Genomic DNA, 25824 nt, shown 5'->3' with positions numbered 1-25824 from the left:
TTCTCGCTTGCAACTAGCGTGGCCTCTGCGATAATTAATTTATGAAAAATACTAGCACAATCCCTAAGACATTGCCTATAACTGGCGCCTCTAGAAAACCGCTTTCTGAGAATAAAGAACTCTCTTTTGATGAGTTGTATTTAAAGAAAGATTATAAGGGCGCAGCACAGTATCTACTTAAGAATAAGCAACAATTTGACTCGGGTATTTTCCACTACAACCTTGGAACGGTTTATTCGAAAATGGGAGACCAGGCCACTGCGAGATTTCATTTAGAAAAGGCGATTCATGAGGGTTATATCAATAGCTCCTCTCTCAATAACTTAAATTTTGTGAAGTCGAACCTACAGGTTGATGACTTGAGCACATCAAGTAGCCTTCCGGATCAATTTGTTAATACAACAACATCCATTCCGGTTGCGGGTTACGTGAGTTTTAATCTGCTTTTACTCATTATCTTTACATTGATGATTAGGTTTCAAAAGATTACTAAAAAATGGGTGATGGCTGCAGTTCTTATTCTTGCACTTGTCCCTATGCTTTTTTCTTTTATTTATGTCAAAGACGTCAACCATGCGATTGCTTTGCAAGACATCCCGCTTTATGAAGGCCCTTCAAAGATCTTCAGTGAAAAAGGAAAAGTGCGCGCAGGCTCTAAAATAATTCTGGGTGAATTTAAAGAGGGCTGGTTCTACGTAGAATTCCCACTTTCTCTCGCAGGATGGATTAACAAAGATCAATTGGGCCTATTTTAAAATACTGGAGAAACGATGAGCGCCTCTTACGAAAAAGAAGTCAAAGAATCTGGCAACAAAGGCGAAAGCCATTCAAAGAGAATTGACTTCGGGATGATGAAATACTTATGGATGGCCAATCCATTAAGTAAACTGCGCCGTGATTCAATTCCGCGCTTTTTAAGAAACGTGGAGCTCCTAAAAAACTTTTCCGACAACGAACTCAGAATCTTGGCTAAGTTCATGCACTCTCGCAAATTTTCAGAGGGAGATACAGTATTTCGCGAAGGTGAAATTGGTATCGGTTTCTATTTCATCTTCTCTGGCTTAATTGAATTATCAAGAACAGATTATGGGCATGAAGTTGGCGAAGAAAAATTCCTGGTCTTGGATGAATTCTGCTACTTCGGAGAGATGGCTTTACTTCAGGATGCTCACCCACGATCAGCAACAGCGATGGCGAAGAGCCCTTGTGAATTGATTGGTATATTTAAACCAGACCTTGAGCATTTAATTGAAAATCACCCTGTGATTGCTGCGAAGTTGATTCAGTCAATCTCACTGGCACTTGCTGATCGCCTTTATTATATGACGGAAGAAGCAAGCAAAATCACTAGACGCTTAAGAAAGTTAGAGCGTCAATTAGCTGAGAAAAACCACGAACCAAAAGAGCAAACATGATTTTGAGTAGTCGAAAAAACATCGTCAAAATCCAGCTGATCTTTTTTGCAGTTGTGATTTTGCTCTTCTGTACTCTGGTATTGGCTCTACCACGAATTTCAATTCCCATTTCACTGGCCTATATTTTATCGCTGGCCCTGACTCCAATCGTAAACTACTTAATGCGCTTCCATTTAAGTAAAACCAAAGCGACATTAATTGTTTTCGTGATTCTCTCGGTGTTAATTGGTCTGCCACTTTTTAAAGTGATTCCGGTTCTCTCAATGCAAACGAGAGATATTCAATACAATCTTCCGCAAATCGAACAGTATGTTATCACTCAATACGAAGTCGTAACTGCTTTTATCAAGGCGAAAACAGGCCATGAACTGGCCGATGGGTATGTCTTTCAGACTCTTTCTCAGTTAGAAACATGGGCAAGTGAGTTTGTGGTTAAAGTTCCCAACTACCTTGCAACTCTTTTAGAATGGATTTTCTTAGTTCCTTTTTTCACATTCTTTTTAATCCGCGATTCAGACTCGTTTAAAAAGACGCTTCTAAGTTTTACACCAAATACCATCTTTGAGCGTTTTTATTACGTTATCCACGTTTTCAATCGTCAGCTTGGAGACTATTTCTTTGCAAAGTTTGTCGAGGCGGTGATTGTTGGTGGGATCATCACCATTGGTCTTTTGATCATGGGAATTAATAACGCCGTTATCTTGGGGTTTGCTGCTGGAATAACCAACATCGTTCCCTATGTCGGTCCAATACTGGGTGTGATCCCGGCCATTATCTTAACAATGCTTGAGTATGGACTAACATCGCCAACGATGGGAGCGGTACTGATTCTTTATGCCGTCGCTAATGCGGTTGACGCCTTTTTTGTATTCCCATTCCTGGTTTCAAAAATCGTTAACCTGCACCCAATGATCGTCGCAATCAGTGTTATTGTAGGCTCTCACTATGCCGGAATTACAGGGATGGTTATTTCAATCCCGGTAGTCGCAGCCATCAAGCTTATCATCACTGAAATCTACAACGAAATTTATACTGAACGCTCCAAGTAAAAAGCTTGGAGCCTCTTACTCAACCCCTTAAAAACAGGGTGTATTTTTCAATCATTCCAATGCCTTTAGCCTTGTCGTAGCCTTCGCCAAAATGATACATTTTTAACATTAAGAACCTCGTTTGGAGCTATCGTTGAAAGTTGTTAAGTTTTTAGTAATGGCGTTGTCTGTTTTAGTGATTTCTTGTGCGACTAAAAGACCACAGGGAGCGACAGAAGCAGAAGTTCTTTACAAGGAAGCGCAGGAGTTGGTTGGAAAATCTCGTTATATCCAGGCCACGGAAAAACTTAACCTGATCCGTTCTCAATACCCATACAGCTTCTATGCGACTCACGCAGAACTTCTTCAGGCAGATATTTTATTTTCTCAAGAAAACTACGCTGAAGCGGCAGCGGCCTATATTCTCTTCCGCGATTTCCACCCGAAATACAACGAGCTTGGTTATGTTATCTTCAGGATTTCAGAATCATTTTACCGCCAGCTTCCAGAAACATACGACCGCGATCTTTCTGCGGGAGTTGAAGCGATTAAATACTACAATGAGTTGATGACGACTTATTCAAACACTGAATATGTAAAAGATGCTCAGAAGAGAATCGCTCAAATCGAAGATATGTTAGAGAAAAAAGAAATCTACATTGCAGATTTCTACTTTAGAACAAAAGACTTTTTCGCGGCTAAAAACCGTTACGAAGACATTTTATCCACACTAAAAAACGAACAAGAACGCCCGCGCATTATGGCCAACGTAGAAAAGGCCAATAAAGAACTAGCGGAACATCCGGTAGAATCAAAGTAGGAGAGCACAGAATGTACACTTCAAACAATGAACAACTACTTAAGACAGCTCGCGAATGCTTTGAGAAGCAGGAATATAAAAAAGCGCAGGTCGTTTTAAATGAAATCATTGAATCAGACGATCGCAATGTCGATGCTCTATTTCTTCTGGCAAATATTTTCCATATCAATGGAGAAATCGGGAAGGCGATTAAAGCTTTTAACAAAGTTTTAAACCTAAACCCTGAACACACAGACGCAGCTATCAGCCTTTCTGTTTTATACAACGACATTGGACAATACGAAGACGCTAAAAAGGTTTTTGATGCAGCCAATGAGCGCGTAAAAGGCAAAAACAAAGGTGCTGGTCTGATGGAAGACAAGCACATCAATAAAAAATTCGCTTCTAAACACTACGAACTTGCAGATTTATACCTGTCATATAACCGCTACGATGAAGCTCTATTTGAGTTTAATAAAGTCGTGGGCCTTGACCCGGAAAACCTGGATGCACGTATTAAAATTGCCAAGGTTTACGCTAAAAAAGGCTTTGTTGCTAAAGCGATTGAAGAGCTTAGAAATCTTAAAAATGAAGAGCCAAACTTCGCTCCAGCACGCATTGCTCTTGGGGTAATCCACTATGGAAATGGAAATGTTCTTGAAGCTCAAGCAGAGTGGGAGAAGGTTCTGATTAAAGATCCATTCCATGCTGAGGCCAGCATGTATATGAACCTTTCTAAGACTGCGACTGAAACTCGCCTATAAAATTCTTAAAACGATTAAGCACAAATAAAAAAGGCTCCCATGAGGAGCCTTTTTTATATCAATTTTAATTTATGAATTAGTTAGCCTCTGGAGAATTGTTCTTCGTTGTCGTAGCTGCGATTGTTGAAACAACAGTTGTTCCATTGTCTCTGGCAGCTTGAGCAACGTTAGTTCTCTTAGAATCATCTGAAGCATTCGTAGAGTAGTTAACAATGTACTTCTTAAGATCCATGTACATTTTGAAACGAACTTCTAGTTTTGAATCTTGAAGAACGATCTGTCTCGCCATCTTTGTTTTGTTATTGATGATGACCGGCGCTTTTAGGTTCGCTGACATTTCAGTAACGTTTTGTGGGATAGTAAGCACTGTGTACACGCTTGCATTTGATAAATTTTCTAGTGCTAAACTGTTAAGTTCAACTGGAAGAAGTTTTACCATGTAGTTAGGTTGGAAAATTTTTGGTTCGATGATTGGAAATGCAGTAGCTGCATCATCAGTCGATTGAAGCCAAAGAATAAGCGTTTGATCACCTGGATCAACGATGAAGAATTTTTTTAGGTTTTCAAAACCGAGTAAACCTTCTGTAAACTCAATAATGTCTTTTTTGTCGACTTCTAGTTCGCCAAATCTAGTAGTTTTGATTTTCACTGTTAAAGCCTCCGCTTTGTGCACCACGGTCGAATACCCGACCTCTATGCAAAGATTTTAACAGCCGTAGGGGCAAAAGTGCAAGCAGGAAATTACTTCTTGTTTAACTCATTAGCTAAATCGGCAATTGAGCTTAAATCGGCCTGTGAAGCCTCTGTATTCTGGTCTTGGATGGCCTTATAGACTTCTTCTCTGTGGATTTTGGTCTCTGGTGGCGCTTTAATACCAAGACGGACCTGTTTTCCTTTGATCTGAACAACTACAATTTTAATGTGATCGTCTATTGCGATGCTTTCGCCTAGCTTCCTTGTCAACACGAGCATAAATCAACCTCAGAAATCATTCGCCGGAAGTCTTTCCTGATCCGGCTTGCAATGCTTCATATATTATCTGATTAATTAAATTGCAAGCAAAAACTAAATTATTTTCGGATAATGACAATGGGCAGTGCATGAAGAGGAGAATTAACGACGCAGGAAGTCCATCAAGGATTGATTCATAAGTCCCTGACTTGCCTGATAGGTTGTTTTAAGAATGGCCTGCTGTTTGTTGATATCCGAAAATAATTCGGTCACATCAGCGTCAACAAGAGCACTGCGTCTGGAAGCATGCTCGATATTTTCGTTGGAAAGGTTGTTTTTCGATGATTCTACAGAGTTTGTGATCGATCCGATACGAGTTCTCAGGGTAACAAGGCGAGAGACTGTATTGTCGAATTTTTCAAGGAGACCTTGAATCATTTGAGGATCGTTATTTTCAAGTGCACTTGTTAGTGCCTGAAGCTGAGAGAAGATATTATCGCGTGATTTAAATCCGTCTTCAGTGCCTTCAGCACTTTCGACTTTCGCACCTTCAGATTCAACTGAGGCCAGGTCGCGATTAAGTCTAACTGATGGAGCGTCTTTGAATTGATCAAATTTCTCTAATGGGTTTTCTGCTTTTACAGTATCAGTTGTATTATAGAAAACTTCTTCCCCAGTCAGATTGATCGGCACGAAGAAGTTTCTCGAAACTTCCAATGAAATATGGCCTTTGTCGCCTTTGTAATTTCCATTTCCATCGAAAGGAACTGTCAGCGTGCTTGTTCCAGAGAAGATATGCTTGATCCCAACTTTTTTATTGGCGATGGCCAGTGCCTGGTTGTAGAGCTGCTGAACTTCGTTAGCAACGTTCTTTCGTACGTCAGCGTTGAAGAAGTCTGAAGACTGGGCGATGGCGATTTCTTTTGCCTTAACGATAATGTCAGTCAACTCTTCAACTGATTTTTCACTCACGCTCAGGTTTAAAAGAGCGAAGTCAGCGTTTTTTAAATATTGAAGGTTGTCGTTGGTAGAAGACGTCAGGGCCATGGCCTCAACGTTACTAACCGGGTTGTCAGAAGGACGCGTGATCGCCTTAAGGGTTGAACCCTTTAGTTGTAAATCTTCTACTTTCGCTTTCGTTTTATTTAAAGCGTATTGAAGAGAGGCGGTTGAACTGTTTTCTGAAACTCTTGTCATTTATTTATCCAACTAGCGTTTTAATTCCAGTACTGTTTTAAACATGTCATCTGCTGCCTGCATGATCTTTGCAGAAGCCTGATAAGCTTGCTGGAAGCGGATCATGTTAGCTGTCTCTTCATCGATTGAAACACCCGTTAATCTCTCTCTCAAGCTGTTTGCCTGGGCGAGAATTCCTGTCGCTTGTTCCGAGTCGATGCGCGCTTTACCTGTCTCTAGACCGATATTACCAATCGTCTGTAAGTATTTTTCTTCCAGAGTAACGCTTCCGTCACCTGAAATTCTTTCGTGTTGAAGTTTTGAAATCGCAATAGCTACACGGTTATCACCAGGAGCGTTTGGCGAAAGAGCTGCTGCGATATTGCTCAGGTCCGCTTTAACCGAGTCAGAAAGATCGATTTCGTTACCAGCTTCTTCTACAGAAAGAGGCTGTTTAAAAAAATCGAGACCGGTCGTTAATCCCTTGTGATCTACAGCTGCAGGTTTTCCATCGGCACCAATAGTGATTTCGCGGTTAACGAATCCCTGGCGGTGAATAGAGTTTACTGACGACGTAAATTGGTAAGCAATTCCATCGATATCATTTTGTAATTTTTTTAAATCTTCATTTCTTACTTTAATAATCGCCGCAAGAGTTCCACCTTTGAAAAGATCAGTGATTTTTTGCGACGGACGGTCTTTTAAAACGATTTCAACAGAACCATTCATTCCGTTACTAGAATCATTTTTATTTTGAGTCACCGTTCCCAGCTCCTGAACGTGAAGACCTGTTACCAGTGTCCCGATTCCCTGAGCTGTTACGATAAAGCGGTTTTTTTCATCAACGTAAGTGTGAATTTTAAAGTTCTCAGAAAGGTTTCTTAAGGCCATATCGCGTTGGTCGCGAAGGTCTCCAGTTTCACCTTGAGCTGCTTCAATTGTCGTGATCTTTCCGTTAAGGTCAGCAATGTGACGAAGAAGCTGGTTAACATCAGCAACAGAGTTTTGAATCTTTCTGTCGATGTTTCCTGATTGAGTATCAAGAGTCCTGCGGATACGGCGGAAGTCTTTAATAACCAGGTTCGCGTTGTCGCGAACGACTGATCTGATCGTTTCATTTTCAGGTTGGTTGGCAAGCTCTCTAAAAGAGTTAAAGAATTTGTTGATAACCTGGTTTAATCCGTCTGAGTCCAGCTCGTTGAAGATGTTTTCAACTTGTTCAAGGTGCTCAGTTCTCGCTTCATAGAATTTATTATTGGCCAGAGCAGTGTTTAAGCGCTTGTCGATGAATTCATCGTTAAAGCGTCTGACACCATCAACTTTTACCCCGGTTCCCTGGACGAATCCGCCGACAGAAACAGGAATGGCCGTAGACTGCATGACACGTTGGCGTGAGTATCCTTCAGTGTTGACGTTAGACAAGTTGTGCCCGGTCACCTCAAGGGCTTTCTTTGAAACGTTAAGACCGGATTTCCCAATGCCTAATAAATCAGCCACATCTTCTCCTTACGTGCTCGTCGTTACCGCAGAGCCCTTCGCAGAGTAAGTCGAGTAGTTTTTCTTTCCCGATGCTTCGATGCGAATTTGCTGAAGTGAGTGTAGTGCTTTGTTGATAAAAAGTTGGTTGCGTTTATTTTGCGCCTGAATCTTCTCAATGATGTCGATTAACAATGCATTGAAACGGAACAGGTGTTTTTGATTGCTTTCAATTTCGTAGTTCGACATAACTTCCAGCAAAGCTGAAACGCTGTCGATATTTTTTTCGGGATAAAGAGCGCTGATATCTTTAATTAGGTCTCTTCTCATCATTTCCAGAGTCCCGATACGAGCGATACATTCATTTTTTTCGGTGATTTTTTCTTCTAATAGCTCAAGGTCGCTCTTTAAAAGAAGCGAGTATTCGTCACACGTAAGATTGAAAAGCTCGTTATGCTCTTCACAGAACTGCTTCCATAGATTAGTGACTTCAAAATAGAGTAGGGCCAGTTTATCTTTCATTCGATGATCCATCCTAGATATCGATTAAATTCAGGGAGAGTCCTAAAACTCTTGTTCCATGATTTTATCTGCTAAATCACCAGCGTCTACATTGTATGTTCCCGCTGCGATTTGAGCTTTTAAGCGTGCAATTTTATCTGTGTTATCGATCGCAGGAGCAGCATCAGCTACTTTTTTAATGCGAGAGAAGTCCTTGATTGCGTCAGGGATATCTACTTTTGAATCATTTTTCGAGAATGTTTCTAGCTCTTCTCTTCTGATATCTGAATTTCTTGTAAGACCTGTAGATCCAACTTTTCCGCTTTCGCGTTTGTTTGGAAGGAAGATCGAGCGAGATGATGTACTGTCAACTTTGCTCATTGTAAGCCTCCGCTTTCATTCTTGTCTGAAAGAGCTTTTTCATCAGACATTGGGGTAGAATCATTCTTCCCCATTTCAATTGTATCTGTTTTCCTGTCAATTTTATAGCTAGGCAAATTCTGGTGTATGCGGTTTGCTTGAGCCTCATATTGCCTCAAAGCTACCTCATTTCGCATCCTTTTGGGATAAATTTGATTCAAAATCATGTCCTGAAGTCCCAGACTATTTTGATCTGTCAGAGCTTTGGCACGTTCGCCCTTCTGTAGGGACTTATAATAGTCCATGGCCATTCCGCCGCCACCGTCTTCACCGCCGGCCTCATCAACTGTGCGGTTCATTTGTTCAATCATCATTTCTGCAAACTGTTGTTCCATGCTTGCAGCGACGTCTTTGAATTGTTTTGGGATGTACTGGCGGTCATCAATGGTTTTACCTTGGTTAAGCTCTTTAGGCTTTACCTGATCATTGACGGAAATACCGCGGTTAATTTGGGGATTGATTTTAGTATCACTCATTTTTACTCTTCCTAAGCTTATGAGTACGAAGTCTTAAAAATTTTAGCATCAATGAGTGATCTATAGCTAGATATAAAATTTACAAAGTCTGACCTTAGATCAGTTCAATTTCGCCCACGAGAGCTCCGTCTCGTTTAAGTGTTTGAAAGATAGAGATCAAATCCTCTGGAGCTACACCAAATGCATTTAAACTTTTGACTAATTCACTCAAGGTTGTGCCTTTTTCCATGTAATAGACTGAACCTGGTTTAGCGGCCTTAGCGTCGCCTTCGCCTTTTACTTCGACTGTCAGGTCCCCGTGGCTGATGGCCACTGGTTTTACCATAACATCTCCACCGGCCACTATCGTTCCAGTTCTTTCGTTGATAACGATCTTTGCAGCAGAGTCAGTGTTTACTTTAAAATTTTCGATAATGGCCATCAACTGCACGATGTTTCTCTCGTACTGATTTGGAACAACTAGATCAATCGTCGTTGAGTCTTTTGCCGAAGCAAACTTTCCACCCAGTTCTTCATTGATAACTTTTTCCACGCGAGCGGCAGTTGTGAAGTCGGGAATATTCAGGCTTAGTCTTAATGAATTTTTCTTTTCAAATTCAGTGATCACTTCGCGCTCAACTGTTGCACCACTTGGAAGTGTTGCAGTTGTTGCAAACTTAGCTCCTTTTTTTAATCCACCAATTGAAAGAGGACCGCTGGCCACAGCATAAATATTCCCATCACCTGCTTTAAGCGGAGTCACTAATAGTGTCCCACCAGCAAGAGAAGAAGCGTCTCCGATACTTGAAACGACAAGATCAATTTTTTGTCCTACGCGGGCAAATGGAGGAAGCTTCCCAGTAACAACAACAGCGGCAACGTTTTTAGATGTAATTTCAGACTTAGGATTTAAACCTAGTTTCTCAAACATCTTCTTAAGAGAAGAGTTTGTGATTTCTCCACCAGCATCTCCTGTGCCATTAAGACCGATAACCAGACCGTATCCGATGACTGGGTTTTCACGAACTCCTTTAACAGTAGTGATGTCCTTAAGTCTTGAAGGAGCAGCAAAAACTGGAGTCGTTAAAAGTAGAGTAAGTGCCAGTGTGCATACTTTCATTAATTACCTCACAACAGAAACGTTTGATTCAATGATAGAGTCAGAGTTTACAACGTCATCATCTGTAATATCTTTTCTAGAGACTAGTGCCTGAACTTCAACCATTCTCTTTCTGTTTTTATATAGAACGTTCTTTCTTCCTTTAATCAGTAAGTGCTCGCGGTTGATTTCCTCAACAACCACACTTGAGATTTTATCCGTAGAGTTTGCATCTGTTGCAGCGTCTGCAGATTTTGCAGTTGCCGTAGTCGGTGCTGGTGCCGCAGCGTCAGGTTTCTTTTCATCCCCAGCTGATCTTGCTTCATACGGGTTATCCGGGAATGCGCGTTTTAACTCTAGCGTGATTTCATTTCTTAGTTTTGCTAAAACGTTGATCTGGATAATGTCTCCAGAGCTTTTACTTTTGCTGGTTGCGAATAAAAAAGCGTTTGGATCAGCACTTCCCCAAAGACTTCCATCGTTTCCGTTGTCAGTCAGGTCACTTGCTGTTGTTCGCTTTAGGGCCACGCGCTCGTCTTGATATTTTCGTTTTACTTCTGGGTTGAGCATTCTTTGGCTTCCTGTTGAAACAGTGTCACCACGGTTTCTTCCAGGTTTGTTATAAACAGAAGATGTTCTTCTTTTCGTGTTTTTTCTGTATTGATCGAACTGATCTGGGTACGGTTGATTTTGTTCTTCTTCGTCAGCGTTAACGCGTCCTTGGCGGTCAAGATCGCGGTACATACCATCCATAAAAGACGAGCATGAAGCAAACAGAGTTAAAGAAGATAAAAGAATCGCATTTCTCATTTTCATAGTTCAATCACCACTTTGTTATAGTCCACAACTTTTCCAGCAATATTTTTATTATTTGGTCCTTTAAGTTCGATTGTTTCACCGAAACGCCCCGAGCGAACTGGCATGGCCATTTTTTGAAGGGCAATGCTGTTACTGACAAGAGAAACGTTTACAGGTGTTCCGTAATTCACCAGGTTTACGGCCTGCAGGTCTAGGTTAGATACGACAGCATTTTGAAGAATCGTTTTGTTTGACTTGTAGAAACGGATGTTGTCCAGAGTTGTTAAAGCATTATCTGGAGTCATTGTTAAAACTTCATCGAAGTAGAAATCTTCCGGCTCTAAATTCTTTTGCTGAAAGCTTAGATTGCGTTTTGCTTTAACCACTTTTACTTTGGCCATGATTTTTGAAGCAAACCAAAGAGTTCTGGTTGAATTAGCTACAACGTTAGTGATATCGATCTTGATGTTTTTTTCACCGAAGCTCTGGCAAGCGTCGCAGACAGCGCGCATTTGTTCGCCTTCAACTAATCCCAATGAACTTAGGCCATTGAGGCTTCTTGCTTGAGTAAAGTGAAGGTTGCTTTCTGGAAGAAGTTGGTCTCTGATTGCTGAATTAAAATCTAATAGAGACATTTTTTTGTTGGCAAAAGTAACTGTCACATCAGAGAAATCTTTTTGAAGTTCAGATTTTAAGAAGTCCGTCCCAACAGTTCCTTCTGAGTTAGAAACAATTGAACCTAGTTTATTCGTGATCTCAGGAGAGCAGTTAGAGTCGCGAACGATATCACGAGAAACTAAAGGCTGATCCTTTTGCAGGCGGTACACTTTAGAGAAAAGCTCGACCTGGCACTCCGAAGCGCTTACTGCAAAAGTAGATAATGTGAATAAAAAGGGCAAATACTTCATTAAAATCTCTTATCTGATGTTGTTAATCGTTTGCATCATCTGATCAGCTACACCCATAACTTTCGAGTTCATCTCGTAAGCACGTTGTGCGCGAATAAGATCAGTCATTTCAGTCATCGGGCTTACGTTAGATGTTTCAATCGCCCCTTGCATGATTGATCCGGCGTTATCCATTCCAGCAATCCCTTGGACAGGCTGCCCGCTTGAAAGAGAGATTTGGTATAGGTTCATCCCTGTCGATTTAAGTCCAACTGGGTTGACGAAAGTAAAGATTGGCACCTGTCCGACTTCTGTTGGCTCAGCTCCACCTTTAGTGAAGGCCTGCATTTTTCCATCTTCAGAAATCGAAACACTTGAAGTGTTAGGTGGGAAACTAAATCCTGGATAAACTTTGTATCCTTGTTTAGTCACCATTTGCCCTTGGGCATCGACGTTGAAAGATCCGTCGCGAGTAAATTTCAATTCTCCGTTTGGCATGATAACCCCAAAGAATCCATCCCCGTTAATCATTAAATCAAACGGGTTGTTGGTGATTTGAGGGGATCCGTTAGTGAACTCTTTTCTTACCGCTGAAACTCTCGCTCCAGAGCCTACTTGAGTTCCTACATTGTAGTTTGTCGATGAAGATGATCTTGCCCCAGCTTCCTGGATTGTTTCATAAGTTAGATCATCAATTTCTGTACGGCCTCTTTTAAAACCTGTTGTGTTGACGTTGGCGATGTTGTTTGAAATCGTGTTGACGTTTGTTTCCTGTGCGCTCATTCCCGAGGCAGCTGTATGCAGGGCCTTGAGCATTGCTTGCGCTTCAGACATGGTCGCTAAACTTAACATCATCAAAAATAATTTACTCATTTTCTTTTTCAAAGCTCACACCCCATTAAAATTTTGATATCTCATTAACTGCTTTTGAACTCATGTTGTCGTAGGTCTTAATCACTCTCTGGATCGATTCAAAGTTACGATTGGCATTGATCAGGTTAGACATTTCAGACACGGCATTAACATTGGATTGTTCAACAAATCCCTGGTGAATGCTGGTCTTTAGATCGCCAACTTTAACGTTTTGTTGATCTGGGTTGATAAAAAGAGAGTTTCCTTCTTTTTTAAGCGCGTGAACGTCATTAAATTCCGTCACTGCAATATCAGCAACTTTATTAGCGCCGTTAAAAACTTCACCTTCAAGGCTGATAGAGAATTTTCCGTTTCCAACAGTAATTGCACGCGATTCAGGAGATGAAGCAAAATTCATTTTTCCGTCAGCCCCAGCAACTGGTGGAGCATCTTTGGACAGGACTAAAAATCCTTGATCCGTCACAAGCTTCCCATCAGCATTAATGCTGAAGGCACCTTTTCTTGAAAAGCGAACACCATTAGGCGTCAGGACTTCGTAGAAGCCTGGCCCATTAAGAGCGTTATCAAAGTAGTTTCCAGTAGGAGTTAATTGACCTTGTTCATGAAGAGTGTAGGTTCCATCGACTTTAACAAAAGAGTCTTCTGCGTTGTAACTTCTATAGAAGTCTTCTGGTTTCCAGTCTTTTTCTGGTAGATCAACGCCTTGCTGATCACCCTTTTCCAGGGCAGCAAGATATTCTTTAAAGACGACTTGGTCTTTTTTGAACCCAGGAGTATTTGCATTGGCCACGTTGTTAGCAATCGTCTCAACTTGTCGTTGTTGAGCAATTGCGCCTGATAGGGGCACCCAAAGTTCTCTCAAAAAGCTTCCTCCGGTTTTGAGATGACTATTAAGTTAACTATAACGTGCCGAGTGCCAATATCCCTACATAGGTAAAATTGTCCCTCTCAAAATGCTTCCAAGTAAGTGCTTGATAATGTATCTTAGCCCTTAAAGATAAAGGAACTTATGAGGAAATTTTAGATCGGTAAGTGTAGGGATTTTGACACATAATACAGGTTTAAAAGACTCGGTTAAATAAAGGGGCAGATTATGACAAAAAAGAAATCTTTTGAAGAATCTCTCAAAGAGCTGGAAAATATAGTATCCAAACTAGAATCAGGTGAACTGGCCCTCGAACAAAGTTTAGAACAGTTTGAGGTTGGAACTAAACTCTATAAAGAGTGCAAAGACCAATTATCAGTTGCTGAAAAAAAGATTGCGGTATTAACCGATAGTTTAAAAGAAGAAGACCTTTAATGAATCGTTTACTCCTATGCTGCCTTTTAATTGTTTTAGCTTCCTGTGGATCGGTGCAACCGATTGCGACTAGTAAAACAAACTCAACAACTTCAAATCAAACGAATGTTCCTGCTCAAGTCGACATGGGACTGCCGGAAGAAATTGGTGTGGGCTCAGGGGCAACACCTCAATTGATTCCTAACGAAGAAACTGTCCGTTTGGGAGATAGAGGAGGAGATGTTTTTACTCCCGTTGAAGATGCGGCAACAATTGGTCAAGGTGTAGCGAGAAAACTGCGCATCGGTCTTAGTTTAGGTCCAGGGCTTTACCGCTCTATCAACTATGTCTCCCTTTTAAAATATTTAGAAAGACAAAACCTTTCTCCTCAGATTGTGACGGGAACAGGGTTTGGAGCCGTGGTAGCAGCGATGTATGCAAGTGGAATGACCCCGGAAGTAATTGAGTGGAATTTTTACCGCTACTTCAAGGAAAAGAGAAAGTATCGCCCATACGATGCTGAATGGCTGGAAGAAATCGATACACTTCTTTTGGATAAACTAAAAAATAAAAATATTCAGGATACAACGAAAAAGCTCTATATCACTCTTTATAATTCAAAGACTAAAAAGACGTACTATTTCGACAAGGGAAATATCCGCGATTTACTGCTGATGAATTTGAAGTTGAGCAACTCTGTTGATCCTAGAAAAAAAGGCAACCAATATACTGCCGCTTTTGAAAACGAAGTTTTCAATCCTGGACTAATGAAGAGACTGGGGGCAGATTTTGCGATTGGTGCAGATGTTCTTGGTTCAAAGTTTGATTTTGAAGATTCCAATGAATTCCTTATCGGTGTTTATGGCCGAGTTTCAGGGCGCATTGCTCGTGAGAAAAAAGGATTTGATTACTTCTATTCTATCCCGGTTTCAAAAATGAGTCTGGACTCAACTGAGAACGGAGCATTTTATTTATTAAAAACTCAGGAATATGTAGAGGGCCAGGCCGGAACTCTAAAAAAACTGATTCAACAAAAAAATTCATCGAACGAGAAGATCTGAGTAAAAGGATTTACCTGTAAGGAATGAGAATGAAGAGCTTGATTGTAAAAATTGTCTTCGCGCTACTTGGTGTTGGACTATTAGCGGGAATGACGGGGGCGCTTGCCTTTACTTATTTTAATCTCGACCTACCGAAGATTGATAAACTTCAAGATTATAAACCAAACCTGGCCTCACAGATCATTTCTAAAGATGGTGTGATCCTGGCCGAGCTTGGATTAGAAAAAAGAGAAATCGTTGAAATGAAGGATGTTCCTCAAAGAGTGATCGATGCTTTCCTTTCAGCTGAGGATGATAAATTCTTTGAGCATAAAGGGGTAGATTACTGGGGTCTGAGCCGTGCGATGTTTGCTAACTTTAAGGCTGGTCGTGTTGTTCAAGGGGGAAGTACGATTACCCAGCAGGTAGCGAAATCGCTTCTTCTAAGTTCAGAGAGATCAATTACCAGAAAGCTTAAAGATTTTATTCTTGCTCAAAGAATCGAAGAGAAACTAACAAAAAAAGAAATCCTTTATTTATACCTTAACCAGGTCTATCTGGGCGGTGGGTATTACGGTGTCAAAGCTGCGGCCCGCGGCTATTATAATAAAGAACTTAAAGAAGTGACAGTGGCAGAAGCAGCGATGCTTGCGGGTCTTCTGGTTGCTCCCGGTAAATATTCTCCATATGTAAACTCTCACGCCGCTAAAATGCGCCAAGGGTACGTACTAGAGCGCATGCATAAGCTTAAAAAAATCAGCGATGCCGACTACAAAGCTGCTGTTGCTGAAAAAACAGTTTACCGCTTGCGCGAAGACGAACTTAAAGCTGGTTATTTCACGGAATGGGTAAGACAAAAAGTTGTTGATGTCGTTGGCGAAAAATCATTCCTGGTTGATGGATTTAAAATTAAGACCACTCTTGATTGGGAATTGCAAAAAGTAGCTGAGGAGCAAATCCAACGCGGGATTAAAGAAATCGATAAGCGCCAGGGATATAAAGGACCTTTCGCCCACATCGGAAGTGATGAGTTTGTTACATTTGAAAAGAAATCGAGAATTAATCTTTTTAAAGAGAAGTCATCATATTTCACGCTTAATGAACATAACGACAAAGTCTATGAGTTCCATTTTGATGAGAAAGCATACGATGAAATGGAAGAAGAACAAAACCGTCTAAGTGTAACATCAGGGGATGAAAACTTTGTTCCAGGTGTAAATGCTAAAGATAATCTTCCAAATGTTTTAAAAGAGAATGTTCAATACGAAGCCGTTGTTACAAAAATTGATGATGCGGCCAGAGTCGTTTATGTCTCCCTAGGTGGATCAAGCGGGATCATTCCTTTTGATTACTTTAAATGGGCACACAAAAGAAGTATTAACGAAAACACAGCGTACTATCAGGAAGTGACAAAACCTTCGACGATTTTAAGAGTGGGAGATCTTATTCACGTTCAGATGGTTAAAAAATCTGTCGGCGTAGCTGAGTACTTAACAAAAGAAGGAACGACTGCTCTAAGCAAGTCAAAAAGTGCGGCATTGACTCGCGCTCAAAAATATATCTTATGCCGACTGGATCAGGTGGCAGAAGTGCAGGGAGCGATTTTCTCAATGGATGCGAAAACAGGGGATATCCTGAGCTACGTTGGAGGAAGCAACTACAATCACTCGAAGTTTAACCGTGTTGTTCAGGCAAAGAGACAGCCAGGATCTGCATTTAAACCAATCCTTTTTGCGGCAGCCTTAGAGCATGGGTACAATCCGACGACGATCATTATGGATACACCTGAAGCAATGCCAGGGTTTGACTCGGCTTCAAGTTGGAAACCAAAAAACTACGACGGCGATTACAAAGGGCCGGTCACAATGCGTGTGTCGCTTGAGCAATCAAGAAACATCCCGACAATTAAAATTGCTGACAAAGTTGGAGTGGGAACAATTTTAAAATTTGCAGAAAGAATTGGATTCAACGCTAAATTAGAAAACAACCTGAGTATCGCGCTTGGAACATTTGGTGTAAGCCCGAGAGACATGGTAACGACATTCGCTGTTTTTGCTAATGGTGGTCGTTATGTGGTCCCACATGGAATCGTTTCCGTTGTTGACCGCGATGGGAAAAAATACATCATCAATGAAGTGGAAAAAGATATGAAAATCCCAGCGGGAGTTGATGAAGAAGCAACGAATGAAGCACTTGCTGGAAACCCATTCACGAGAAGCTTAGCTGGGAAACAGGTTTACGATCCAAGACTTGCATACGTAATGACATCTCTTCTTAAAGGTGTTGTAACGAGTGGTACTGGTGGAGCAGCTCGAGCGGTTGGAACAAATGTCGCTGGTAAAACAGGAACAACCAACGATTATATCGATGCATGGTTTGTTGGTTACACTTCAAATGTTGTAGCGGCGGTGTGGACAGGATTTGATGACAATAAAACACTTGGATACGGTGAAACTGGAGGACGTGCTCCGGTTAATATGTGGACTGAATACATGAAGGCAACTGTACGCAAGTATGGTGATGAGCCTTTTGAAGTTCCCGCCGGAATTACTCAGGCATGGGTTGATAAACAGACTGGTAGAAAAGTTGCACCTAATAGTCCAGGGGCCATTTTGGAATCATTTGCGGAAGCACCTGATACTCCAGTGGAAGAAGGTGCTAGGACACCTCAAAAAACCAGACCACTTGGCGATGACGAATACTTCGAAAATCAATAAGTGACTAAAGTATTAAAGTAATGAGCTGAGTGCCGAATCTCAGCTCAATCTTTTCCCTCTCTTTTCCGATACACATAAGACGACTTTTGCAATTGGACGCGAAGGTTTGTGGATTAGGGATGAAAATATGAAAATCTTAACAAAAGACGGCCAGAAAATTTCTTATTCGTTAGTCTTTTCTTTGATTCTCCATGTTGGCTTTTTTGCCTTCGCTGTGAAGAAAATCGCCCCACCTGATTCATTCTCTATGCCTCAGCAAGTAGCATTCACTGAAAAGAAAAATAGCATCAAGTTGGACTCTATTAAATTCATCTCCCCAAAACAGCTTCAGGCCATCAAAGATGCGCGCAACAGACAAGTTGTTGCCAATGAAACATCTGGCAAAAATGAAAGGCCCGCGAACTCGCGTTTTTTAGGTGAAAAAGACCAGACTTTTGACCGCCAGACAATGGCCGCAAGAAATGGTGCTTTTAAAGAGGCGGGACTAGGGAAGAAATCCGGCTCAGAAACAACTTTAGCTCAAACAGAACCTAAGTCTCGTCCACAGTCAAAAAAGATGGCGGAAAGCCGTCCAAAAGCGCTCAAAAAAGCTCTTTCTCTAAGTGATCTGGGTGGATTTAAAATGGCCGAAGTAGAAAAAATGCAAAACCAAGCGCAAGAAACTCTACAAGAGATGAAAAAGAAGATGGATGAAGAGGCCCGCGCCGGTGCTCTTGGCGTTGATAAAGGACAGCTTGGCAAAAATGGTCTGGCCCAAAATAGTGACTTCGTCGAAGACGTCCCACTTGGAGATATGACAAACCTGAATACGACAGAGTTTAAGTATTATGGATTCTATCACCGTATTCGCCAGAAGCTAGAGCAGCACTGGGGAACATCAATTAAAGATAAAGCAAAAAATCTTTACCGCTCAGGCAGAAGAATGCCAGCAAGTGAAAACCTAATCACATCAGTGTCTGTTACGTTGAATGATAAAGGGCAAATTGTAGATATGCAGATTGAAGGAACATCGGGAGTAAGAGAACTCGATCAAGCTGCGATCGAGTCCTTTAATAAAGCCGGCCCTTTTCCAAACCCTCCGAAAGGTTTGCTTGTTGGTGGCAGGGCCACAATTCAATGGGGATTCGTGGTTAAGAGTTAAAATCGTTATAAGGCATCATCTACTTCGTTGCCTTCGTCTTTCGGTCGTCAACGTACATGAGTACGTTTCCTTCCTCACTCCTCGTCGCCTAATATCTAATGCCTTCTAACGATTTTGAAGGATTAGGGCTGGGAGAAATTAAGTCATTAGTGCATGTTGTTTTTTAGAAGGTCTTTTAGTTTGCCGATTCCTTCCATTAGTACGTAGTCGTTCCAGATAGAGTCTAGTTCTCTAACTGTTTCAACGATCGAAATCGCTGCTTGGTCTTTAGACATTTTTTCTTCTTCGGCAAGATGGTCGATAGCGATTAAAATTGCACTCATAACAGGCGAGTTACAAATTTTAGCTAACCTATCTTCATAACTAGCGTTGATTCTTTTTTCTTTGCTCTTAATAACAGCAGTATTGAGAAGCTGAATTGCGTCCTGTTTTTCAGACATCATAAAGTAATGAATCCCATTCGTTTTATTTACGGTTCGTTCTTGTGAGATCAGAAGTATGGAGTGAATACATTCTTTCGTAAAGAATTTTTTAAACAAAAATTTTTCTGATAAAGCAATGAGAGTATGTAAAAAAAATGAGACAAAAAGTATCTAAAAACTAAGTAACATTTAGATTTTTCGCAGGGAAAAAGCTTATAAATGAACACCCTTTCGGGTGTTCATTTCCATAAGTTATCGAAAAATATGAATTAGAAAAAAATTATAGAGTTGCTAGAAAATTTTGGTAGTCAGATGCAGAAAGTAGAGAATTTACTTCAGATGGATTAGAAAGTTTCAGTTTGATCATCCATGCGTTTCCGTAAGGCTCAGCATTGCAAAGCTCTGGTGAGTTTACAAGGTTGTCGTTGCGCTCAAGAACAGTTCCTGCAAGTGGAGAGTAAAGATCACTTACAGATTTAATTGATTCAACAACACCGAAAGTCTGGTGGTGACCTAGGGTTTTTCCGTTTTCTGGAAGTTCAACGAAAACGATGTCCCCAAGAGATGATTGAGCGAAATCAGTGATCCCGATTGTTGCAACATCGCCTTCGATCTTTGCCCATTCGTGGTCTTTTGTGTACTTCAGTTCTGCTGGTACGTTACTGCTCATTACTTATGTCCTCCGGTTACGAAAGCTTTCGCGTGAAAGTTCGCTTCATAGTTAGTATTTCTGATATTGATTGAGTATTTTTTGTCTTGTGGAGCTTTGGCTTTTTCAACAAGGGCCAACGCTACACCTTTTCCAGTTACAACAGACATTGTTCCTGAAGTGACTGTCCCGATTTTTTCACCTTCGCCGTTTAAAACATCGTATCCTTCGCGAGGAATTCCACGATCCAGGGAAAGTTTAACCAATTGGTATTTTGGTTTGTATGCTTCAAGTGCCGCTTTTCCAATGAAGTTTGGTTTTGCGAGCTTCACTGTCCATCCAAGTCCTGAGTCTAGCGGAGTAACGTTGTCGCTGATTTCGTGTCCGTATAGTGGGTAACAAACTTCAACGCGAAGAACGTCTCTTGCTGCCAATCCACATGGTTTAACACCGTTAAAAATGAGTTTATTCCAAAGTCTTTTTGCGTATTCGTGACTTGAAAAAACTTCAAATCCATCTTCCCCTGTGTATCCTGTTCTTGCCACGATGATTTTTTCACCTTCATGAGACGTTTCCAAGATTGAGTAGTATGGGAAGCTTTCCGGAAGTTTAATGCCGAAATCGCGAAGAATTAATTCAGCTTTTGGCCCTTGAAGAGCTAAAAGTGAAAATTCATTTGAAAGGTTTGAAAGTGTGCAATCAAAAGATCCGGTTTTAGAGCTGATCCAGTTCCAGTCTTTTTCAATGTTCGAAGCGTTTACACAAATAAGAACGCGGTCTGTTCCTAATTTATAAGCGATAAGATCGTCGATCACTGTTCCGTCTTCACGGCAAAGTGGCGAGTAAACAGCTTTGTGCATTTCTGCGTTTTTAAAATCGTTTGTGATCAAGTTATCGACGAATGCGATTGCATCCGGCCCTGAAACGAAAAATTCACCCATGTGACTAACGTCGAAAACACCAGCGTGTTCTCTAACAGCTAAAACTTCTTCTTTAACTGAAGAGTATTGTAGTGGCATATCGAATCCGGCAAACGGAGCCATCTTCGCATTCAATGAAAGGTGTTCTTCATGTAATGAAGTTTTTAATAGTGACATGGTCATCCCCTATGAAAAAGAGTGCTAAAGAGATAACCTGTTTTTGCTAGCTTGTAAAAGGTTTTGCGCTAAAGAAACTATGGTCATTGGACCAACTCCGCCCGGGACAGGAGTGATTGCTGAGACGAGATTTTCAACTTTCGCGTAATGAACATCGCCGCATAACTGGCCTTGAGTGTCAGTGTTCATACCAACGTCGATAATAACTTGATTTTTGTCAGGAGAGATGTACGTTTCATCGATAAATTGTGCTTTACCAATGGCGCTAATGAGGATGTCACAGTTTTTAGTGATCTCTCTTAGATTTTTTGTATGCGAATGGCACAAAGTGACAGTGGCGTTGTTATTAGTCAGAAGCATTGCTAGAGGTTTTCCAACAATCATACTGCGACCAACGATAACTACATGTTTTCCGCTAATTTCGATTTGGCTTTCTTGCATCAATGTAAGAATTCCTTTCGGGGTACACGAAATGAAATTCTTTGGACCTAAATGATTGCTCATTAAAGCGTATAAATTCTCAGGGTGAAAACCATCGACGTCTTTTTCTTTTTTTACCAGGCTACCTACATCTAAGTGCGATAATTGTTTAGGAAGCGGCAACTGAATAATACAACCATCGACTAATTGGTCTTCGTTGATTTGAGTGATTGTTTTTAGGAAATCGCTTTCAGAAATATGTTCGTCAAGTGCGACGATTTCACAGATTGCACCGATTTTCTCACAGTATTTTTTCTTGTTAGCTGTGTAAATAAGACTTGCTGGATCTGAACCTACGAGGACGACTTTCAACTGAGGAAAAATATTTATTTCCTTTAAGGCCTTGCATTCCGCTTTAAGACCTTTAGTGATCAGTTTTTTAACTGAAGCCGAGTGGAGGATTTGACTCATGCGAAGAATGATACTCAGTTAGAGATATTTTTACAAAGAAAAAAACCTTAAGTATGATAAAATTCACGAGGATTTCTTATGTTGTTTTATATTGGTCTTGGGATGCAGTTAGTTGGTTTTGCCTCTGTCGGGCTGTGTCTTTTTGCAGGGATGACGAAGGGCGATTACGGTCAGCTTGAACTTATCCAGTTAATTGGTGGCTCACTTATGTTCTATGTCGGAACTTTTGTGAAAGGCAGAGGCGCTAAGTGATTATTCTTGGAATCGACCCAGGATCAAGAAAGGCCGGATATGCGCTGATCGACGTTCAGGGAAAAAAGATTTCTTATATTGCCTCAGGTGTGCTCAAATACGACCATGTCGATGAATTTATCGACCGCTTGGGAATGATCTATCAGACTTGTGATGAGCTGATGTCAAAATATCAACCGGATGAAGTTTCGGTTGAAGCCTTAATTTATGTAAAAAGTGTCGAGGCCCTAAGTAAACTTGCGCAAGCAAGAGGTGCGATGGTGGCAGCGTTTTCACGCACTCGCAAAGGAAAAATTTTCGAGTATGCGCCAAATACAGTTAAGTCTTCGGTAACCGGTCACGGTCACGCGGATAAAGATGCTGTAGATAAGGCGATGAATATGATGTTTGGAAAAATGACTTTCAAAACATCGGATGAATCGGATGCGCTGGCGATTGCCGTGTGCCATGCGCTTAATCGCAATATGAAAATGAAACTTATGGGGAAATCACTATGATTGGTTTTTTAACTGGGGAAGTTCTTTTTAGTGACGGGAATGAGTCGATCATTCAGACCACTAGTGGCGTAGGATACCAGGTTTTCTACAACAAAGTTTTAGTTGAAGGAACATCTGCGGCCATCTATATCGCCCACATTATTAAAGAAGACTCAGAAACACTTTTTGGTTTTTCTTCTCTTCGCGCTAAAAAACTTTTTGAAATGCTTTTAACAGTTAAAGGCATTGGCCCTAAGTCGGCATACAACCTGATTTCAAATTTGGGTGTAAATGAAATTATCAACGCAGTTAATCTGGAAGCGAAAGCTACATTAACCAAAGTTCCAGGTCTTGGGACTAAGGGGGCTGCGCAAATTGTCCTGGATTTAGCTGGGAAAATCGACCGCGTAAAAATGTACAGCGATTCAACAAAAGTTGTCAGAGGTGGACTGGCCCCATCTGCAAAAATTGATTTTACAACGATTGAAGAAACTACTTATATCGAAGAAGTGGTTTCAGTTGGCAGTATTAATCAGCACGAAATCATGAATGACACTTTAATGGCCTGTAAAGAACTGGGCTTTAAAGAAGATAAGATCATTCCAATCGCCCAAAAAATTCTTGGTGCAAACTTAATTACAAAACCAGAGCAGTTAATTCACCTGGTTCTTAAAGAATTATAATTATGATTTTTGAAAACGACGAAAACAACCGCATGCTAGGAAGTGAATCTCATTCAGAGGAGTTTAAGCACGAAGTGCTTCTTCGCCCTACAGATTTCACGGAATATGTCGGTCAGAAAAAAGTCGTGCAAAATATCGACGTTATGGTTGAGTCGGCTAAAATCAGAAACTCAGCTATGGATCACGCGCTTTTATCTGGTCCTCCGGGATTGGGGAAGACATCTCTTGCTATGATCATTGCTAAATCTATTGGCAGTGAACTGCACGTGATTTCAGGCCCGGCGATTGAGAAAAAAGGTGACCTCGCGGCCATCTTAACCAATCTTGGCCCTCGCGATGTTCTCTTTATCGATGAGATCCATCGCATGCATATTTCAGTGGAAGAAATACTTTATTCAGCAATGGAAGACTACCGATTGGATATTGTTATCGGTCAGGGACCTTCAGCGCGCACAATGCAAATTCAGGTGGCACCTTTTACTTTAATTGGAGCGACAACACGATCGGGTCTTTTATCAAACCCGCTTCGCGACCGTTTCATGGCCCATTTGCATTTTGACTTTTATAACGAGCATGAGCTCGCTGAAATTGTCGAAAATAACGCTAAAAAACTCAATATTGTTCTTGAGCAAAAAGCGCTGCAGTTGATTGCGGCCTGTGCACGTGGAACGCCAAGGATCGCCAACCGCATCCTTAGACGAGTTCGCGATTTCGCCTTAGTTAAAGGTGAAACAAAAATTTCAGAAGAGTCTGTTACAAAATCTCTTTCTTTAATGGAGATTGATTCTTACGGGCTTGATCGCATGGATAGAAAAATTCTTCAGGTTATCGAAGATTACTATAAAGGTGGACCTGTCGGAATTGAAACTCTGTGTGCGACTCTCGCGGAAGACCGCACGACGATTGAAGACGTATATGAACCTTATCTTCTCAAAGAAGGTTTTTTACTGAGAACTCCTCGCGGAAGAGAAATCAGTCAAAAATCGCGCGATCATCTTTTAAAAATGAGAGGGTTTTAAGCTGTTGTCTTAGAACTCTTGTTCACGATTGCCATAATAATTTTTGAATCACAGACAAGTTTGTTGTCGTCATTGTAAATTTCAATGCGCCAGGTTTGCGTGCTTTTTCCCATGTAAATGTTTTTAGCAACGCCGCGGACGTGACCTTTTGTCGCCGATCTGATGTGAGTGGCTTCAATGTGCTGGCCTACGGCCATTTTTTCATTGGTATCGATGCACATATTGGCCGCGATACTTCCCAATGTTTCAGCAAGAACACAAGAGGCCCCACCGTGCAGAAGTCTTGCTGGTTGGAACGTGCGTTCATCAACAGGCATAGTCCCCTCAAGAGTGTCTTCTGTCATATTAGTTAATTGAATCCCTAGATGAGTGACTAGAGTTTTTTGACTCATTTTATTCATGCGATCTAAATCGACATCGTGAAACCAGATTTTAGCCATAAAGATTCCTTAAAAAAGCACAAACCCGATACCGGCACCAATGCGGTTGACGGTTAATTTGGTTGGACCTTCAAGCATATGGCGTTTGTAGAGAATGTGGTAAGTGAAACGACTTTCACCCTTAATACTTGCGAATAATAATAGGCGCTGTCCTTCGAATTTATCAATAGTATTTTCTGAAGTTGTGTCAGATTTAATTGATTGAGCAAAACTGCCTTTAATTAATATTTTTTGATCACCTACAAAGAATGTTTTTCCAGCACCGATAGTACCATAATAGATCTTATTTTGATTCATTCCCAATGGCGCGCCATTGATGAAAGATGTTGTGTTAAAAGTAGAAAACTGTTCGTAATCCATTCCACCGTAAAGAGAAATCCCGGCCCAAGGCGTGAGCTGCTGGTAGTAAAGATTGTAACCAATTTCATCCTTGCTTTTTAATTTGCTTGAATTTAATCCTTCAGCACTTAGTTTCGATTCGCGAAGATGAGACCAGTAAAGACTTGAGCTGATCATGCGATTGGTTTTATCCAGGAAAATAGTAGTTCCCAGACCAAGTGAAAGTGGAGAGTTTTGTGTGCTCTTGATACTTCCTTCTTGTGTTGCCAGCTGTTCTTGAAAATCTCCGGCAGAAGCTGTGTACATTGTGAAAACAGTAAACTTGTTTGTTCCAATTGGTGTCTCAGCATCAGAATTGAGAACGTTGTAATTTTTTTCAGCTTGAAGCTTGTCGGCGTATGGATGAGAGACGTAAACAGGGTAAGGATATTCGATGTAAATATTGCTAAAAAGTGGGATTTCATTCCAGGTTGTGATGTGCGGATTCCACACCATCAGGTCTTTTTTGAACTCATCAATTCGTTTGCCGTACTTCTCTTTGTAGCGAGAAATGAGCTTATTGGCGATGCTATCGAGAGACTCCTTACCTTTAATCATGTAGACCGTCGGTCCTTCATTTGACTGAGCAAAAGACTCCGTCATTGAAAAAACAAGAGAGAAACTCACGAATATTGCAGTTAAAAATGTCTTCATATTAACTAATTTTAATAGGATTTTTTATAAAATCATCTCTAGCT

General features: G+C 41.0%; 31 protein-coding genes. 13 read left to right on the top strand and 18 right to left on the bottom strand.

Going from position 1 to position 25824, the window contains the following annotated elements; translation table 11 throughout:
- Window positions 1-41: 41 nt before the first annotated feature.
- The 5 genes from ACN20O_RS07615 to ACN20O_RS07595 all read left to right on the top strand — a co-directional run bounded on the left by ACN20O_RS07615 (window position 42) and on the right by ACN20O_RS07595 (window position 4006).
- A complete protein-coding gene (locus tag ACN20O_RS07615; protein ID WP_491638699.1) occupies window positions 42-755 on the top strand; it encodes a tetratricopeptide repeat protein in 714 nt (237 codons plus the stop codon).
- A gap of 15 nt (window positions 756-770) precedes the next feature.
- A complete protein-coding gene (locus tag ACN20O_RS07610) occupies window positions 771-1415 on the top strand; it encodes a cyclic nucleotide-binding domain-containing protein (protein ID WP_491638697.1) in 645 nt (214 codons plus the stop codon).
- Complete coding sequence (locus ACN20O_RS07605; RefSeq protein ID WP_491638695.1) at window positions 1412-2464, top strand: AI-2E family transporter; 1053 nt, start codon at window positions 1412-1414, stop codon at window positions 2462-2464. The genes ACN20O_RS07610 and ACN20O_RS07605 overlap by 4 nt, the downstream gene beginning before the upstream one ends.
- A gap of 133 nt (window positions 2465-2597) precedes the next feature.
- Window positions 2598-3263 carry an outer membrane protein assembly factor BamD gene (locus tag ACN20O_RS07600; RefSeq protein ID WP_491638693.1) on the top strand — a complete coding sequence of 222 codons (666 nt, stop codon included), beginning with the start codon at window positions 2598-2600 and terminating at the stop codon, window positions 3261-3263.
- An 11-nt stretch (window positions 3264-3274) separates the two neighbouring features.
- Window positions 3275-4006, top strand: a complete 732-nt coding sequence (locus tag ACN20O_RS07595; protein ID WP_491638691.1) for a tetratricopeptide repeat protein — start codon at window positions 3275-3277, stop codon at window positions 4004-4006.
- A 76-nt stretch (window positions 4007-4082) separates the two neighbouring features.
- Here the strand turns inward: ACN20O_RS07595 and fliW are convergent, their stop codons facing one another.
- The 12 genes from fliW to ACN20O_RS07535 form a co-directional block, all read right to left on the bottom strand.
- The gene (gene fliW / locus ACN20O_RS07590) at window positions 4083-4655 is read right to left on the bottom strand and encodes a flagellar assembly protein FliW (protein ID WP_491638689.1); all 573 of its coding nucleotides are present in this window, start codon (window positions 4653-4655) and stop codon (window positions 4083-4085) included.
- Between the two features lie 92 nt (window positions 4656-4747).
- Window positions 4748-4978, bottom strand: a complete 231-nt coding sequence (csrA, locus tag ACN20O_RS07585; protein ID WP_102245320.1) for a carbon storage regulator CsrA — start codon at window positions 4976-4978, stop codon at window positions 4748-4750.
- 141 nt (window positions 4979-5119) lie between these two features.
- Complete coding sequence (gene flgL / locus ACN20O_RS07580) at window positions 5120-6154, bottom strand: flagellar hook-associated protein FlgL (RefSeq protein ID WP_491638687.1); 1035 nt, start codon at window positions 6152-6154, stop codon at window positions 5120-5122.
- 12 nt (window positions 6155-6166) lie between these two features.
- Window positions 6167-7630, bottom strand: a complete 1464-nt coding sequence (gene flgK, locus ACN20O_RS07575; protein ID WP_491638685.1) for a flagellar hook-associated protein FlgK — start codon at window positions 7628-7630, stop codon at window positions 6167-6169.
- Window positions 7631-7639: 9 nt separating this feature from the next.
- Entirely contained in the window at window positions 7640-8131 is a 492-nt protein-coding gene (flgN, locus tag ACN20O_RS07570) for a flagellar export chaperone FlgN (RefSeq protein WP_491638683.1), read from the bottom strand.
- Between the two features lie 42 nt (window positions 8132-8173).
- Window positions 8174-8491 (bottom strand): flagellar biosynthesis anti-sigma factor FlgM, encoded by a 318-nt coding sequence (gene flgM / locus ACN20O_RS07565; RefSeq protein WP_102245316.1) that lies wholly within the window; start codon window positions 8489-8491, stop codon window positions 8174-8176.
- Window positions 8488-9006, bottom strand: coding sequence for a hypothetical protein (locus ACN20O_RS07560; protein ID WP_491638681.1), 519 nt, complete (start codon window positions 9004-9006; stop codon window positions 8488-8490). Before ACN20O_RS07560 ends, flgM begins: the two co-directional genes overlap by 4 nt.
- A 94-nt stretch (window positions 9007-9100) precedes the next feature.
- Entirely contained in the window at window positions 9101-10105 is a 1005-nt protein-coding gene (locus tag ACN20O_RS07555) for a flagellar basal body P-ring protein FlgI (RefSeq protein WP_491638679.1), read from the bottom strand.
- 3 nt (window positions 10106-10108) lie between these two features.
- Entirely contained in the window at window positions 10109-10900 is a 792-nt protein-coding gene (locus tag ACN20O_RS07550) for a flagellar basal body L-ring protein FlgH (RefSeq protein ID WP_491638677.1), read from the bottom strand.
- Complete coding sequence (locus tag ACN20O_RS07545) at window positions 10897-11790, bottom strand: flagella basal body P-ring formation protein FlgA (RefSeq protein ID WP_491638675.1); 894 nt, start codon at window positions 11788-11790, stop codon at window positions 10897-10899. Before ACN20O_RS07545 ends, ACN20O_RS07550 begins: the two co-directional genes overlap by 4 nt.
- Before the next feature lie 9 nt (window positions 11791-11799).
- A complete protein-coding gene (gene flgG, locus ACN20O_RS07540) occupies window positions 11800-12642 on the bottom strand; it encodes a flagellar basal-body rod protein FlgG (protein ID WP_491638673.1) in 843 nt (280 codons plus the stop codon).
- 25 nt (window positions 12643-12667) lie between these two features.
- Window positions 12668-13504, bottom strand: coding sequence for a flagellar hook-basal body protein (locus tag ACN20O_RS07535; protein ID WP_102245311.1), 837 nt, complete (start codon window positions 13502-13504; stop codon window positions 12668-12670).
- A gap of 231 nt (window positions 13505-13735) precedes the next feature.
- On the opposite strand from ACN20O_RS07535, the gene ACN20O_RS07530 reads away from it, so the two are divergent.
- The 4 genes from ACN20O_RS07530 to tolA all read left to right on the top strand — a co-directional run bounded on the left by ACN20O_RS07530 (window position 13736) and on the right by tolA (window position 18819).
- Entirely contained in the window at window positions 13736-13942 is a 207-nt protein-coding gene (locus ACN20O_RS07530) for an exodeoxyribonuclease VII small subunit (RefSeq protein WP_102245310.1), read from the top strand.
- The gene (locus ACN20O_RS07525; protein ID WP_491638670.1) at window positions 13942-14982 is read left to right on the top strand and encodes a patatin-like phospholipase family protein; all 1041 of its coding nucleotides are present in this window, start codon (window positions 13942-13944) and stop codon (window positions 14980-14982) included. Before ACN20O_RS07530 ends, ACN20O_RS07525 begins: the two co-directional genes overlap by 1 nt.
- Window positions 14983-15011: 29 nt before the next feature.
- Window positions 15012-17678, top strand: coding sequence for a penicillin-binding protein 1A (locus ACN20O_RS07520; protein WP_491638668.1), 2667 nt, complete (start codon window positions 15012-15014; stop codon window positions 17676-17678).
- Between the two features lie 127 nt (window positions 17679-17805).
- Window positions 17806-18819 (top strand): cell envelope integrity protein TolA, encoded by a 1014-nt coding sequence (tolA, locus tag ACN20O_RS07515; protein ID WP_491638666.1) that lies wholly within the window; start codon window positions 17806-17808, stop codon window positions 18817-18819.
- Between the two features lie 146 nt (window positions 18820-18965).
- Here tolA and ACN20O_RS07510 read toward each other — a convergent pair whose 3' ends face one another.
- The 4 genes from ACN20O_RS07510 to ACN20O_RS07495 form a co-directional block, all read right to left on the bottom strand.
- Entirely contained in the window at window positions 18966-19262 is a 297-nt protein-coding gene (locus tag ACN20O_RS07510; RefSeq protein WP_491638664.1) for a hypothetical protein, read from the bottom strand.
- A gap of 259 nt (window positions 19263-19521) precedes the next feature.
- Window positions 19522-19911 (bottom strand): glycine cleavage system protein GcvH, encoded by a 390-nt coding sequence (gene gcvH / locus ACN20O_RS07505; RefSeq protein ID WP_491638662.1) that lies wholly within the window; start codon window positions 19909-19911, stop codon window positions 19522-19524.
- A complete protein-coding gene (gene gcvT / locus ACN20O_RS07500) occupies window positions 19911-20987 on the bottom strand; it encodes a glycine cleavage system aminomethyltransferase GcvT (RefSeq protein WP_491638660.1) in 1077 nt (358 codons plus the stop codon). Before gcvT ends, gcvH begins: the two co-directional genes overlap by 1 nt.
- A 24-nt stretch (window positions 20988-21011) precedes the next feature.
- Entirely contained in the window at window positions 21012-21878 is an 867-nt protein-coding gene (locus ACN20O_RS07495) for a bifunctional 5,10-methylenetetrahydrofolate dehydrogenase/5,10-methenyltetrahydrofolate cyclohydrolase (protein ID WP_491638658.1), read from the bottom strand.
- 78 nt (window positions 21879-21956) lie between these two features.
- Here ACN20O_RS07495 and ACN20O_RS07490 point away from each other — a divergent pair, with 78 nt between their 5' ends.
- Genes ACN20O_RS07490 through ruvB form a run of 4 tightly spaced genes read left to right on the top strand, consistent with a single transcriptional unit; the run spans window position 21957 to window position 24308 of the window.
- Entirely contained in the window at window positions 21957-22130 is a 174-nt protein-coding gene (locus ACN20O_RS07490; protein WP_158649747.1) for a hypothetical protein, read from the top strand.
- Entirely contained in the window at window positions 22127-22627 is a 501-nt protein-coding gene (gene ruvC, locus ACN20O_RS07485; protein WP_491638656.1) for a crossover junction endodeoxyribonuclease RuvC, read from the top strand. The genes ACN20O_RS07490 and ruvC overlap by 4 nt, the downstream gene beginning before the upstream one ends.
- Window positions 22624-23289 carry a Holliday junction branch migration protein RuvA gene (gene ruvA, locus ACN20O_RS07480; RefSeq protein WP_491638654.1) on the top strand — a complete coding sequence of 222 codons (666 nt, stop codon included), beginning with the start codon at window positions 22624-22626 and terminating at the stop codon, window positions 23287-23289. Before ruvC ends, ruvA begins: the two co-directional genes overlap by 4 nt.
- A gap of 2 nt (window positions 23290-23291) precedes the next feature.
- On the top strand, window positions 23292-24308 hold the full coding sequence (ruvB, locus tag ACN20O_RS07475; protein WP_491638652.1) for a Holliday junction branch migration DNA helicase RuvB: 1017 nt from the start codon (window positions 23292-23294) through the stop codon (window positions 24306-24308).
- Here ruvB and ACN20O_RS07470 read toward each other — a convergent pair.
- The gene (locus tag ACN20O_RS07470; RefSeq protein WP_491638650.1) at window positions 24305-24748 is read right to left on the bottom strand and encodes a hotdog fold thioesterase; all 444 of its coding nucleotides are present in this window, start codon (window positions 24746-24748) and stop codon (window positions 24305-24307) included. The two genes, ruvB and ACN20O_RS07470, sit on opposite strands and share 4 nt — an antisense overlap.
- Before the next feature lie 9 nt (window positions 24749-24757).
- Window positions 24758-25780, bottom strand: coding sequence for a hypothetical protein (locus ACN20O_RS07465; RefSeq protein WP_491638648.1), 1023 nt, complete (start codon window positions 25778-25780; stop codon window positions 24758-24760).
- Window positions 25781-25824: the final 44 nt, after the last annotated feature.

The organism is Bacteriovorax sp. As-1 (genome assembly GCF_058446905.1).
This window is presented reverse-complemented; position numbering and strand designations above follow the sequence as displayed.

Bases quoted from the DNA above. Each gene is read 5' to 3' on its own strand.
- ACN20O_RS07615 (WP_491638699.1), top strand. From the start codon at position 42: ATGAAAAATACTAGCACAATCCCTAAGACATTGCCTATAACTGGCGCC.
- ACN20O_RS07610 (WP_491638697.1), top strand. From the start codon at position 771: ATGAGCGCCTCTTACGAAAAAGAAGTCAAAGAATCTGGCAACAAAGGC.
- ACN20O_RS07605 (WP_491638695.1), top strand. From the start codon at position 1,412: ATGATTTTGAGTAGTCGAAAAAACATCGTCAAAATCCAGCTGATCTTT.
- ACN20O_RS07595 (WP_491638691.1), top strand. From the start codon at position 3,275: ATGTACACTTCAAACAATGAACAACTACTTAAGACAGCTCGCGAATGC.
- csrA (WP_102245320.1), bottom strand. From the start codon at position 4,978: ATGCTCGTGTTGACAAGGAAGCTAGGCGAAAGCATCGCAATAGACGAT.
- flgL (WP_491638687.1), bottom strand. From the start codon at position 6,154: ATGACAAGAGTTTCAGAAAACAGTTCAACCGCCTCTCTTCAATACGCT.
- flgN (WP_491638683.1), bottom strand. From the start codon at position 8,131: ATGAAAGATAAACTGGCCCTACTCTATTTTGAAGTCACTAATCTATGG.
- flgM (WP_102245316.1), bottom strand. From the start codon at position 8,491: ATGAGCAAAGTTGACAGTACATCATCTCGCTCGATCTTCCTTCCAAAC.
- ACN20O_RS07560 (WP_491638681.1), bottom strand. From the start codon at position 9,006: ATGAGTGATACTAAAATCAATCCCCAAATTAACCGCGGTATTTCCGTC.
- ACN20O_RS07555 (WP_491638679.1), bottom strand. From the start codon at position 10,105: ATGAAAGTATGCACACTGGCACTTACTCTACTTTTAACGACTCCAGTT.
- ACN20O_RS07550 (WP_491638677.1), bottom strand. From the start codon at position 10,900: ATGAAAATGAGAAATGCGATTCTTTTATCTTCTTTAACTCTGTTTGCT.
- ACN20O_RS07545 (WP_491638675.1), bottom strand. From the start codon at position 11,790: ATGAAGTATTTGCCCTTTTTATTCACATTATCTACTTTTGCAGTAAGC.
- flgG (WP_491638673.1), bottom strand. From the start codon at position 12,642: ATGAGTAAATTATTTTTGATGATGTTAAGTTTAGCGACCATGTCTGAA.
- ACN20O_RS07530 (WP_102245310.1), top strand. From the start codon at position 13,736: ATGACAAAAAAGAAATCTTTTGAAGAATCTCTCAAAGAGCTGGAAAAT.
- ACN20O_RS07525 (WP_491638670.1), top strand. From the start codon at position 13,942: ATGAATCGTTTACTCCTATGCTGCCTTTTAATTGTTTTAGCTTCCTGT.
- ACN20O_RS07520 (WP_491638668.1), top strand. From the start codon at position 15,012: ATGAAGAGCTTGATTGTAAAAATTGTCTTCGCGCTACTTGGTGTTGGA.
- tolA (WP_491638666.1), top strand. From the start codon at position 17,806: ATGAAAATCTTAACAAAAGACGGCCAGAAAATTTCTTATTCGTTAGTC.
- ACN20O_RS07510 (WP_491638664.1), bottom strand. From the start codon at position 19,262: ATGATGTCTGAAAAACAGGACGCAATTCAGCTTCTCAATACTGCTGTT.
- gcvH (WP_491638662.1), bottom strand. From the start codon at position 19,911: ATGAGCAGTAACGTACCAGCAGAACTGAAGTACACAAAAGACCACGAA.
- gcvT (WP_491638660.1), bottom strand. From the start codon at position 20,987: ATGTCACTATTAAAAACTTCATTACATGAAGAACACCTTTCATTGAAT.
- ACN20O_RS07495 (WP_491638658.1), bottom strand. From the start codon at position 21,878: ATGAGTCAAATCCTCCACTCGGCTTCAGTTAAAAAACTGATCACTAAA.
- ACN20O_RS07490 (WP_158649747.1), top strand. From the start codon at position 21,957: ATGTTGTTTTATATTGGTCTTGGGATGCAGTTAGTTGGTTTTGCCTCT.
- ruvA (WP_491638654.1), top strand. From the start codon at position 22,624: ATGATTGGTTTTTTAACTGGGGAAGTTCTTTTTAGTGACGGGAATGAG.
- ruvB (WP_491638652.1), top strand. From the start codon at position 23,292: ATGATTTTTGAAAACGACGAAAACAACCGCATGCTAGGAAGTGAATCT.
- ACN20O_RS07470 (WP_491638650.1), bottom strand. From the start codon at position 24,748: ATGGCTAAAATCTGGTTTCACGATGTCGATTTAGATCGCATGAATAAA.
- ACN20O_RS07465 (WP_491638648.1), bottom strand. From the start codon at position 25,780: ATGAAGACATTTTTAACTGCAATATTCGTGAGTTTCTCTCTTGTTTTT.